We start from the raw sequence: 12,021 nt of genomic DNA on the forward strand, positions 1-12,021 counted from the left end.
AAAATTAAAGCGACTTTTCCATAAAGTAGCGCATCCCAGAGCGCGGATAATTATTAAGTTGATACTTAATACTATATCCGCGCTTTTCGTAAAATGGCTTAGCCTGAAAATCGAGTGTATCAAGCTGAGCGGTCGTTGCACCGAGTTCAACAGCTGATTGTTCAAGTGCCGTTAGTAACTTATCTGCAAGCCCTTGACCTCGCGCTACATCGCTACACCAAAGCCAACTAATCATCAGCCAATTTCCAAACACACACCCACTAATACCTGCAACAAGCTCACCTTGCTCATCAACAAATTTATAGCCTAATGGCACTCTTTGCGCATCAAAGTGCTGCGCGTTAAACTGAACTATTTTAGTGCGAAGCGCTGAGTTTAACGCATCGGTATTATCTGCTTGTAATTGATACATGTACCGCCCTTAAAGAAGCAGATACTAGCAAACTAGCTCTATCAAAACAGGTTGTTTTTTCCATAAGGTACTTCGAGCAAATTACTTGTTGTTTTTTCGGGTTGGCCACACATTTCATCGTAGGCACTAGTGTGTCGTAGCACCATTTCGGCGTAGGCTATTTTTTCAAAACGTTTTTGTATATGTAGCGGGCTGAGCGCTTTTACAAATTCGCCATTTTCTTCAGTAATGTAATACTCTACGTTATTTATAATGACAGACACCTGATAGAGCGCCATTTCTAGGGAGTGCGCCACCACTTTTTGTAATGGTTCGTGTTTTTTTAGCTCAGAAAATTTCATACCCATAACAATCGCCTTTTTATAAAAAGTAACTTTATAGATACGCACCTTTGCTATAATCGCGATCAAATTATTACATCACTGGCTTTTTAAGCTTATGAGCAACAAAATTCGACTCGCTAAATATATTGCTCACGCTGGTGTGTGCTCACGAAAACAAGCATCGCGCTTAATAGATGAAGGAGTAGTAACGGTAAATAACCGCCCTGCTAATCATATTGATCACGTTGATGAGCAAGACTTAGTAATAGTTAATGACCAAGCAGTTAAAGGCGCAGCCGAGCTAGTTTATTTTGCGTACCACAAACCAGTAGGTATTGACTGCAAATTAAATAAAGATGACCCTACGAGCCTTATTCACCACTTACCTACACTTACCCGTGTTTACCCCATTGGCCGATTAGATAAAGACTCTCGGGGCTTACTTATTTTGACCAACGATGGTGATTTTTGTAATCAACTTATTCACCCTGACTTCCACCAGCCTAAACGTTATTTAGTCACGGTCGATAAACCGATTAATAACGAGTTTTGTGAAAAAATGGCCGCAGGTATCCCTGTTGATAAGCAAGTAACCTTGCCTTGTGAAGTAACTAAAATAACTGACAACCAATTTAGTATTATTCTAAAACAAGGGCTTAACAGGCAAATACGCAAAATGACGCATTACTGCGGCTTTAAAGTAATTGATTTATTTAGAGTGCAATTTAGCGATCTTGCTCTTTCAAAACTAAACCTCCCTGAAAACCACTACATACAAATTAGTAAAACTGATATTTCAAAAATTTAACCTTCGTTTAAATAGCGCACAAAAAAGTTAAAAAATAACCTTGCAAAAATAGATTACAGGTGTAGTCTTGAATTAAAGATTACATTTGTAGGCAACAAAATGATTGAGTTATCAAAAGCAGAATTTGAAGTACTTGACGCACTTTGGATTAATTACCCAGCAACCGCCAGCCAAATTATTGAGCGCTTAAGCGGTGATAAGCAATGGCACGAAAAAACCATTAAAACCTTACTGAGTCGATTAGTTAAAAAAGGCGCACTGACCTTTGAAAAAGACGGTCGCCAATATATTTATACTCCCTGTATGGAGCGCGCAGACTACACCCTAAAAGAGAGCCAAAACTTTATTGAGCGCTTTTTTAGTGGCCGCATAGCGCCGCTGGTAAGCGGTTTTGCTAAATCGGAGCAGCTTTCTCAGCAAGATATAAACGAGCTTAAAAAAGTCATTGATGACTGGGAAAAAAACCAAAAGTAAGGGATTAACATGGTTACTCAAACTGGGTTTAATTGGTTAATTGAGCAACAACTACTATTAAGTATTTTGTTTTGTGGATTTATTTTACTCGAGCGATTTGGTTTAAAAACCCTTGGCGCGCGGTTTGTATACAAGTTAGCGTGGTTACTGCCTACGGCATTAGTTATTGCTAATTTACCTAATGCGATAAAACCACTGCAAAATAGCAATATTAGCCATTACTTAATTACCCCTAACCAGCCTTTTACACATGAAATGGGTATTAGCTGGGCACTCATGTATGTAATTATTACTGCGGGGTTATTAATAGCCAGCTTTATTACACATACTCGTTTTGTTAAAAGCCTGCAGCTAACTAAACTAACACACTTTAACCATACACTTACTACAAGTGCTAAAACTTATATCAGCCAACATGTAGCCACGCCAATGGTAGTCGGTATTTTAAACAACAAGCTAGTGTTACCTAGTAACTATAATACCCAGTTTGATAAAGCCACATTAGCGCTTATTTTAGAACACGAAAACGTACACATTAAACGCAAAGACAATTTAACAAACGCACTCATATTACTGCCTACTATTTTGTTGTGGTTTAATCCACTTGCTTGGATGGCTTACGCAAGCTGTAGACGCTTGCAAGAGCTGACTTGTGATGAACGGGTACTTGCTAATAAAACCACACATCAACACATTTTATACAGCAAAGCCTTAGTTAACTGCGCGGCAGCAACGCCCGCAGGCCTAATGGCTTATTCACACTACGGAGATAAAAAGACCATGTTACAAAGACTTACTAATATAAAGCACAGTGGCAGCAACTCTCGCTTTGCCAAAGGTGGCTTACTGCTAATAGCAGCAAGCATGCTTAGCGGTTTAGCCATTGCAAAACAGCCCCAAGCTGAAATAACGAAAGAGGATCATATTTCACCAACAATACGTATTGAACCTGTCTACCCTGCCCAAGCAGCTAAGCAAGGCATTAGCGGCTCGGTTGTATTAAAATACGATATTACCGCCAATGGCAGAACAGAAAACATTAGTGTCATTCAATCTAAGCCGTCAGACGTTTTTGATAAATCAGCTAAAGAAGCGCTGGCAAAGTGGGAGTATAAAATCTCTGAAGCAGGCTTTAATGATGTACTCGTACAGCTAGATTTTGCCATAAACAGCGAGGTTGCTAATACCGATTTAATAGAGCGAATTAAAGTATCGCATTAATGCTATTGAGTAATACAAGAACACAAAGCAAGCGCCCTTTTAGGCCGCTTGCTTTGTGGTTTTAACAAAAAAATTAGATACTCACTACAATCATGGCTATGGCAGTACCTAAACCAATAAACCACACGAGCGAACGTATAATATCTAGGTTCAACCAATAAAAAATACAATATAAAGTGCGCGAGACTATATGAGTAACTGCCAAGGTTTCGGTTACCGCATTCACCGAATTAGTACCCAATACCACCGCAGTAGCAACGCCAAACACAGCAAGCGATTCAAAACAATTTTGATGAGCAGCGAGCGTCCGAGCACCAAAGCCCGTTAATTTTGCTTGTTGGGAACGTGGGTGTTTATTGTCGTATTGTCCAAGTTTTGCCATCGCAACTGCCACTGGTACTTTTGCAAAATAAGGCATTAACACTGCTAATAATGCGCATACAACTAACGTCGTCATAATTTATTCTCTTATTATAAAACCTGATTATTTAACCAATACATATAACATACACGCATAAAAAAAGCCGCCCAAACGTTTTATGACAAACGCTGGCGGCTAAACAATAACATCACACTGACTATAGCTAAGTTTACTCATAAAACAGTGCGGCATAATGTCGCAGATGATGAATATTCACTATCACCCTTAATGCATCGCATTAATAACTAAAGATTGTTAACTTAAAGACCTTATTTCTAATCGACGAACACCATGACTTGGATCTTTTTCACTTTTTTAGCCGCTTTTATGCAAGCCTGGCGTAATGCGCTGCAAAGTAAATTAAGCGCACATGTAAGTGTTGCTGGCGTTACCCTTTCACGTTTTATTTTAGCAGGCCCTATTGCTGCAGTGTATTTGTATGGCTTGTATCAATACCAAGATACCGCCATGCCTACATTTAATAATGCCTTTTGGGCTTTTATTATTGGCGCAAGTGTTATGCAAATACTTGCGACAAGCTTAATGGTAAAGCTGTTTAAAATGAACAATTACGCCGTAGGGGCGGGGCTTGCTAAGAGTGAGGCGTTAGTGGCTGCTATTTTAGGTGTATTATTTTTTGGATCGGCACTTTCTTTGCTCGGTTGGCTTGGTGTGTTTTTTGGCGCTATTGCCGTATTGCTACTCAGCGGCATAACAAGCGTTAAACACTTTAATGCTAAAACAGCATTACTTGGCCTTGCCTGCGGTACTTGCTTTGCTCTTACATCACTTTGGGTTCGTGAAGCGAGTTTAAATTCAGGGTTATTATTTCCGCACTCAGCGGCGTGGGTTTTACTATTTGTAATAAGCTTACAAACACTTATATTACTTGGCTATTTATTACTAAAAGAGCCACATACTCTTAGTAAACTTTGGCAATATAAAAGCGTTACAACAGCAATTAGTATTTTTAGCTGTGTAGGCTCTATTGGCTGGTTTAGTGCAATGAGTTTACAGCACGTGGCGTATGTTAAAACGCTCGGTCAGGTAGAAGTATTTTTTACGATGCTAATTGCTGTGCTTTGGCTAAAACAACCGCTTAAAAAGCAAGACACCGCAGGCTTAATCCTCATAGCCATTGCCGCTGTTTTGGTCATGTTGCCAAGTTAAGGGCATAAAAAAGCGCAGGCTTTTATACCTGCGCTGTTATAATTTTTATAGCTTTAAGAACTGATTCTAAGAGCTTATTTTAAGTGTTATCACACCACTAATAATCATTAATACTCCCGCAATACGACCAAACGTAGCTGCATCGTTATAAAACAATATACCCACTAAAAACGTACCGGCGGCGCCAATACCGGTCCATACTGCGTAGGAAGTGCCCATTGATATTTGCTTTTGTGCAAGCCACAACATAAAGCCACTGGCTGTTAAAAATGCCACAGCAATTGCAATACCCTGCCAGCGAGTGTCGGGTTGTTGTGAAATTTTTAAACCAATTGGCCAACCTATTTCAAGCAGACCTGCAATGACTAAATAAACCCATGCCATTAAACATCTCTCTTTTTCAAAATTACGTCGTATAAGTCTTCGCGGCGGTCTTTTAAATTGCGCACCGTACCTTCGCTATGAAGAATTTTTAGCTTATCCATATCAAGGTCGCTAAATAATAACATTTCGGTATTAGGTGTGGCTTCATTGAGTGTTGCATCGTGCGGGAACGAAAAGTCAGATGGCGTTAGTACAGCTGATTGCGAGTACTGTACGTCTAGGCTTTCAACCTCGGGTAAGTTACCTACTGAGCCTGCAATAACCACATAACATTCGTTTTCTATTGCACGCGCTTGTGCACAGTGGCGCACACGTAAATAACTATTTTTAGTATCGGTCCAAAACGGTACAAAGAGTATATCAAGCCCCTGTTTGGCTAATATTCGCGAAAGTTCAGGGAACTCTACATCGTAACAAATTTGAATACCTACACGTCCAGCATCGGTGTCAAACACGGCAATTTTATCACCGCCTTGAATAACCCAATCATTTTGCTCGTGAGGGGTTATGTGTATTTTTCGTTGTTCATCTATTTTACCGCTGCGATGGCATAAGTAACTGACGTTATAAATTTTATCGTCTTCGGCAAGTGGCATAGAGCCGGTAATAATATTGGCGTTGTACTCAATTGCCATACGCGACATAGCATTTTTAAATGTTTCGGTATATTCCGCTAAATAACGAATAGCTTCGGTTTGATTGCTTTGCTCTGTGAGTCCCATTAATGGCGCATTAAAAAACTCTGGGAATAATATAAAATCACTCTGGTAGTCAGATACCGTATCCACAAAGTATTCAACTTGCTTAAGTAGCTCTTCGACCGACTCAACACAGCGCATTTGCCATTGTACTGCTCCTACACGCACTATCGACTTAGTCGATTCAAGCACGGTGTCGGTTGGCTCGTACATAATATTATTCCACTCAAGTAACGTGGCGTAACCTACCGATTCTTGATCCTCTGGCAAATATTTTTTAAGTAACCTTTTTACCTGAAAGTCGTTAGAAAGCTGAAAGCTTAAAATTGGGTCGTAAAGCTCTTTTTGGTCTACCTTTTCAATGTATTCCATTGGTGTCATTTCGCTGCTGTGATTGAAATAACATGGAATACGACCACCCGCTAAAATAGCGCGCAAGTTATATTGGCGGCACAATTCTTTACGGGCATCATAAAGACGACGCCCTAAACGCATGCCTCGGTGAGTATCGCTAATGGCAACATCTAAACCGTATAAGGCATCGCCTGCAGCATCGCTAAATACGCGATCATGCCCGTCGGCTATGTCTTCGTAGGTATGCGGGTTTGAAAAGCGTGTGTAGTCTACTTGCACACTCAGTGCTAAGCCCACCAGCACGCCGTCATCGACTATACCTATTTGCCCTTCGGGAAACTGATCAATGAGTCTAAAAATGGTATGACTTGGCCATGCGCCACCTAAGTCGGGGTAAGCCTGATCCATCAACGTTTTAATTTGTGGATACTGCTCTTTTGTTAAGTTACAAATTTCTAGGTGGGTTTTTTCTGCCGACATACACAACTCCTTTGGGCATAAGAAAATAAAAGCCGAATGTACGAAAATACATTCAGCTTTGTATCATGTTTTTTACGTTACGCGAACTACTTTAAACTGCGATAAAAAAGTGTAGTCACTTTCTCCTTTGGCAGCCAGCCTGCGTACTTAAGATTAAGCGTAGCCAGCGGATCGGCTTTTAGTACTTGCTCTAGGCTTGCATTGTTTTGCATTGAACTTAGCATTAAGTCTTTAGCCTTTTGAACTAGTTTAGCATACGTTTCCAGCCCTGAACGGTCACTTACCGGCCCATGCCCGGGTATCACTATGGTGCGCTCGTCTATTTGTTTAATAACATCATCTACGGCCGCGAGTATACCGTCGACACTGCCGCCGCTATCTACATCAACAAACGGTAAGCTACCAAAGTTAAAATAAATGTCGCCCATGTGCACTATGTTATCGTTATTAAAAAATATAACCGAGTCACCATCGGTATGTGCATGCGCATAATGCACTACATGTGCGTGTTCGTTATTAAAATGCAGTTTTAAATCGTGGCCAAAACTAATGCGTGGCAGGTAATCTGAGTTTGCACCATGCTTTTCTTCTAATCGCTTATGAACGTTGTCATGCGCAATGACATGCGCGCCGGCTTTGGCAAAGTTTTCGTTACCGCCAGTGTGGTCGCCATGATGATGCGTATTAATTACAAACTCCGCGCTACCGGGTTTTAAATCACTAATGGTTTTTTTAATGTCATCTGATAACTTGGCAAATTGGTCGTCAATAATATAAATACCATCATCCCCTACACTTGCTGCAATGTTACCGCCTTGACCAAATAATACGTATACGTGGTCACTTAACTTTTCAGCGGTAACTGGGCTTTCATCTGCATGCGCAGTACTACTGAATAATAAGCCTGTAATTAATACGGGTAGTATTTTTTTCATTGTTGTTTTCCTGTTTATATTTTTAATTATCACAGCCAATATAGAACGTGCTTAGCGCTCATTTAGTTCATTTCACCGGTTCAATTACTATTTGATGCACTAATTCTTGTGGCAATAAAGGCGTTTGTTTACCCTCTACATAATCACTAAAGCCTGCACGATAAAACTCAGATAGCGGATGCCCCGATTGCCCACCTGGCACTGCCATAATGGCATTTTCTAAATGCCCAGGCTGGGCAATAAAGCGCTGCGACGCACCAAAACTTTTACCTTGCACTGCAGGCATGTAGCTATCGCCGAACCCAGGCGCTATTGGCATATTTAAAAACTTAGCCAGTAGTGGTATTTGTTTAGCAAACGGGTGCTCAATGTTAAGCGCATTTACTTTGCCCCACTGCCAGTTTTGTAAGTTATCTCCATACTCTGCCCTAAGCGCAGTCACTGTTTGGTTAAATGCACCTAATAACTGCTCATCCCAATTTTTATACTCAGGGTTTACCCACGAATCGGGCCGTGTATTAATAAGCTGCCATATTGCCGGCTCAAGATCGCGTTTTACGTATTTAAGTGTACCGCTTTGCTCATTGAGCTTATTCTCCATGCTTGCAAAAACAGTATTTATTAATGCACTTCTATAGCGCTTAACTAAGGTATAGCCTACAGAGCTTGCACATGCGCACTGCTGCCAGTTTTCAAGCTCGCTAATGTATTGCTTGTTTTTGCTTTTATCTTTTTTAAGCTGATTAAGTAGTAATGTATGCCAAGGCATTAAAAAACGGGCTTGGTTATCAAGCTGTAGCGCGTAAAAGTCGCTCTCGGCAAAGGTTTGTTTTTCAAATAATCTATCGCGTATTTGGCTTGAACGAGCGCCTAATGCATAACCCCCATTACCAAAACGTGCGTTATCAGTTGCCGATACAACACGTGAGTTACCCGTCCATAACCGCCCGCTTTGCGGGTTTTTAACAAATGGGCGCTCATTTTCATTTTTCTCAAAAAGTGCAGAATATTCGTTTGCGTTTACACTTAACTCGCTTGGCGTTTTACGTGCAGGTATACCGCCCATATGTTGCCACGCGGCACTACCTTTACTATCAACCACCATCAAGTTTTGCACCGGAATGCCTACATTAGTCGCTATCGCTAATGCATCATCAACCGTATTTGCTTGTTCAAGTTTTACTAATTCCATATTAACCGCGTAAGGCTTATGCGCAGCCCAGCTAAGTGCATAAGGCTTTTTATTAATATATTTTACTGGGCCATATTTGCTTAACGTTAATGGGTAGTTTTCTACCTCATTATTTGGCAGCGCTATTGGCTCATTTACTTGCCATGTTTTACTGTCATCATTTAGCGCCATCCAATCAGCGGTATCTATGTAGCCATTAGTAAAGCCCCAGGCAATTTTATTATTGGTACCCACCACAATAGCGGGTGCGCCAGGTAGCGATACGCCAGTTACCTGAGTTTGCTCGCCATTTTGCGTGTAATTAAGCTGCGCTCTGTACCAAATAACCGGCACCGCCATCGATAAATGCATATCGTCAGAGAGCATGGCTGCTCCCGTTTGGGTATGCGCACCGGTTACTGCCCAGTTATTACTACCGCGTTCTTGGTTTGCCTGAATATTTTTAACCGTGTGCTGTGCTTGCGCTGGAAGTGTAGGTATATCGCCTGTAAAAGGCGTAAGTTTACTGCCATCAAGCGCTGCTTGGTATTGGCTAGGTTGTGTTAAAAAATCAACCATGTGTTGCCCGTATGCTTGCTCAATCTGTATTAGCGCTTGGTCACGCTCAAACGTTGCACTTTGTAAATCAAGATACATGCTAAATATCACAAGCAGGCTGTCTTCACTTTGCCATGGTTTTTGCATCGCGCCTGTAAGTAAGTATTCAAAGCTTGGATAACCAACTTGGGCTAATCCTTCGTTAACGCCTTGTGCGTAGCTTTTTAATAATTGTTTATCGGCCTCTGGTAGGGTTTGTAAAATAGCGCGGCTGCGTTTGCGTAATTGATGAAAGCGCATTTTTTTATCAAGCCCAATGGCCGCTTTGCCAAATAGCTCACTTAGCTCACCTGCGGCGTTGCGCCTTAATAAATCCATTTGAAAAAATCGGTCTTGTCCGTGCGCATAACCTAATCCATAAGCGGCATCGTTTCTATTATTGGCATTAATGACAGCTTGACCTAGTGAGTCACGCGATATTTTAACGTTATCGCTCACATGATTACTTTGACCTTTGCCATCAAGTGTTGGCAGGCTTAAAGTCAGCACACCATATATTACCGCCGTGCTTGCAAGCGCTAAAATCACAATTAATAACAATAACCGTTTGATTACTTTAAACATCAGCCTTCCCTATAAAAATTTATACTGCGCAGTAAGAGCCTATAATAAACAGAGTTTTATTAAATAATAATGTTCTTGCTCGCAAAGGGTGAAATAAACATCAAAATCCACGATAATAGGCATTCCACATTTTGTGCAGATCTAGTTGAGACTTATATGACTGAAAAAACATTTATCAAAGGTAAAGACCGCGACCTAGAATCGTCAATCTCTACCATGCAAAACAAGCTAAAAGCACTAAACATCAATGTTGAAGAAGCGCTTTGGCTTAACCCTGTAGCTAACTGTTATTCAGTGCATATAAAAGACAGCGACTGCGGTGTAATGTTTACCAATGGCAAAGGCGCAACCGATAAAGCATCTATCGCTTCTGCGCTAGGTGAATACTTTGAGCGTTTAAGCTGTAACTACTTTTTTGCCGACTTTTACCTAGGTGAAGAATTTGCCAATGGCGAATTTACTCATTATCCAAATGAGAAATGGTTTAAAGTTGAAGGAAATGAAGTGCCAGAGGGCGTTATGGATGAAAGCCTTTGGGATTACTTTGACCCAGAGCGCGAACTTAACGCATCACACCTTTTTGATTTTAACTCGGGTAATAACGAGCGCGGTATTTGTACACTGCCATACACACGTCAGCGCGATAACCAAGACGTATACATTCCAGTAAATGTAATTGGTAATATTTTTGTCTCTAACGGCATGAGCGCAGGTAACACCAAGTTTGAAGCGCGCGTACAAGGTTTATCAGAAGTATTTGAACGCTCTATAAAAAACCGCATCATCGCTGAAGGGCTTTGTTTACCAATCGTGCCAGAAGACGTTGTTAAGCAATATCCACAAATTCACGAAGCATGTGAAGAACTGCGTAGCCATGGTTTTCATTTACGTATCGCCGATGCATCATTAGGCGGTAAATACCCAGTAATGAGTGTAACGCTGATTAATCCTGTTGATGGTTCAGTGTTTGCTTCGTTTGGTGCTCACCCTTCATTTGAAGTAGCCCTAGAACGTACCGTTACTGAATTACTACAAGGTCGCCGCCTAGATCAGCTTGATGTTTTTCAACCTGCCACGTTTGACAACGACGAAGTCGCAACACCTGAGAACATTGAGCTGCACTTTATTGATTCTAGCGGTTTAATTTCGCATGACTTTTTCCGTGCAAAGCCTGATTTTGACTTTGTACACTGGGACTTTAGCGGTACAACTGAAGAAGAATATAACTTCTGTACTGACCTAATACACAGCATGAACCACGATATCTATATCATGGATTACACGCACCTTAACGTGTATGCATGTCGAATTTTAGTACCGGGCATGTCAGATATTTACCCAGTAGATGAGCTTATTTGGCGTAACAACAACGAAGGCGCTAAATTCCGTGAAGCATTCCTATCGCTTGATCAGTACGATACTGAGCAATGGATGGACATTTACGACAGCCTAGAAGAAGCAGGCCACAGCGATATTATTCGCGCAGCAGAGTTTATTGGCCTTGCAACCGATGCCGATACACCTTGGCATACGCTACGTATTGGTGAGCTTAAAGCGCACCTATGTTTAGCCGCAGGCAGCGAAGAAGCAATCGATTGGGTGGATTGGATACTGCACACAGGCCAAGTAAACGAAGAGGCCATGCGCCACTTCCGCTGCTTAAAAGCCATCCTTGAAATTAAATACGACGACGAGCGTGAATACGCCGACTACCAAGATGCACTTGGTTTAATGTTTGGCAGCGACAACGTAACACTTGCCATTGAGATTGCAGAAGGTCGTAAATTATTTAACGGTTTAACTTTCCCTGGTTTATCGCTTAACGGCTTTAAAAAGCATGCGGCGCTACTTGATGGTTACCGCAAGCTACATGTAGCTAAGCAAAACCACTGGGCACGAGACGTTGCCGATAGTTAATACTAATAGTTGAGCTAATAAAGCTAAACTACTAATTATAAAAATAAAATGGCGCTAATGTATTAGCGCCA

At 41.2% G+C, this 12,021-nt stretch carries 12 protein-coding genes; 5 read left to right on the forward strand and 7 right to left on the reverse strand.

Features of this window, described 5'->3' with window-relative positions; translation table 11 throughout:
• Positions 1-4 precede the first annotated feature (4 nt).
• Both J8L71_RS14935 and J8L71_RS14940 read right to left on the reverse strand, forming a co-directional pair.
• A complete protein-coding gene (locus J8L71_RS14935; protein ID WP_211001234.1) occupies positions 5-412 on the reverse strand; it encodes a GNAT family N-acetyltransferase in 408 nt (135 codons plus the stop codon).
• A gap of 41 nt (positions 413-453) precedes the next feature.
• Entirely contained in the window at positions 454-759 is a 306-nt protein-coding gene (locus J8L71_RS14940) for a DUF6482 family protein (RefSeq protein ID WP_211001235.1), read from the reverse strand.
• A gap of 91 nt (positions 760-850) precedes the next feature.
• On the opposite strand from J8L71_RS14940, the gene J8L71_RS14945 reads away from it, so the two are divergent.
• The 3 genes from J8L71_RS14945 to J8L71_RS14955 all read left to right on the forward strand — a co-directional run bounded on the left by J8L71_RS14945 (position 851) and on the right by J8L71_RS14955 (position 3,238).
• A complete protein-coding gene (locus J8L71_RS14945) occupies positions 851-1,543 on the forward strand; it encodes a pseudouridine synthase (RefSeq protein WP_211001236.1) in 693 nt (230 codons plus the stop codon).
• A gap of 99 nt (positions 1,544-1,642) precedes the next feature.
• Entirely contained in the window at positions 1,643-2,017 is a 375-nt protein-coding gene (locus J8L71_RS14950; protein WP_211001237.1) for a BlaI/MecI/CopY family transcriptional regulator, read from the forward strand.
• Between the two features lie 9 nt (positions 2,018-2,026).
• Positions 2,027-3,238: a M56 family metallopeptidase gene (locus tag J8L71_RS14955; protein WP_211001238.1), complete on the forward strand. Its 1,212-nt coding sequence runs from the start codon at positions 2,027-2,029 to the stop codon at positions 3,236-3,238.
• Positions 3,239-3,311: 73 nt separating this feature from the next.
• Here J8L71_RS14955 and J8L71_RS14960 read toward each other — a convergent pair whose 3' ends face one another.
• Complete coding sequence (locus J8L71_RS14960; protein WP_211001239.1) at positions 3,312-3,695, reverse strand: MAPEG family protein; 384 nt, start codon at positions 3,693-3,695, stop codon at positions 3,312-3,314.
• A gap of 255 nt (positions 3,696-3,950) precedes the next feature.
• Here J8L71_RS14960 and J8L71_RS14965 point away from each other — a divergent pair, with 255 nt between their 5' ends.
• A complete protein-coding gene (locus J8L71_RS14965; RefSeq protein ID WP_211001240.1) occupies positions 3,951-4,829 on the forward strand; it encodes a DMT family transporter in 879 nt (292 codons plus the stop codon).
• A 66-nt stretch (positions 4,830-4,895) separates the two neighbouring features.
• Here J8L71_RS14965 and J8L71_RS14970 read toward each other — a convergent pair whose 3' ends face one another.
• From J8L71_RS14970 to J8L71_RS14985, 4 genes are all read right to left on the reverse strand, one after another.
• The gene (locus tag J8L71_RS14970; RefSeq protein ID WP_211001241.1) at positions 4,896-5,213 is read right to left on the reverse strand and encodes a multidrug efflux SMR transporter; all 318 of its coding nucleotides are present in this window, start codon (positions 5,211-5,213) and stop codon (positions 4,896-4,898) included.
• Entirely contained in the window at positions 5,213-6,745 is a 1,533-nt protein-coding gene (locus J8L71_RS14975; RefSeq protein WP_211001242.1) for a carbon-nitrogen hydrolase family protein, read from the reverse strand. The genes J8L71_RS14970 and J8L71_RS14975 overlap by 1 nt, the downstream gene beginning before the upstream one ends.
• Positions 6,746-6,831: 86 nt before the next feature.
• Complete coding sequence (locus J8L71_RS14980) at positions 6,832-7,680, reverse strand: MBL fold metallo-hydrolase (protein WP_211001243.1); 849 nt, start codon at positions 7,678-7,680, stop codon at positions 6,832-6,834.
• 67 nt (positions 7,681-7,747) lie between these two features.
• Positions 7,748-10,033: a penicillin acylase family protein gene (locus J8L71_RS14985; RefSeq protein WP_211001244.1), complete on the reverse strand. Its 2,286-nt coding sequence runs from the start codon at positions 10,031-10,033 to the stop codon at positions 7,748-7,750.
• A 156-nt stretch (positions 10,034-10,189) separates the two neighbouring features.
• Between J8L71_RS14985 and ycaO the strand changes: the two genes are divergently transcribed.
• Entirely contained in the window at positions 10,190-11,950 is a 1,761-nt protein-coding gene (ycaO, locus tag J8L71_RS14990) for a 30S ribosomal protein S12 methylthiotransferase accessory factor YcaO (RefSeq protein WP_211001245.1), read from the forward strand.
• The last annotated feature ends 71 nt before the right edge of the window (positions 11,951-12,021 follow it).

The sequence above is a fragment of the Pseudoalteromonas sp. MMG007 genome (assembly GCF_018100985.1).
Classification (GTDB): Bacteria; Pseudomonadota; Gammaproteobacteria; order Enterobacterales; family Alteromonadaceae; genus Pseudoalteromonas.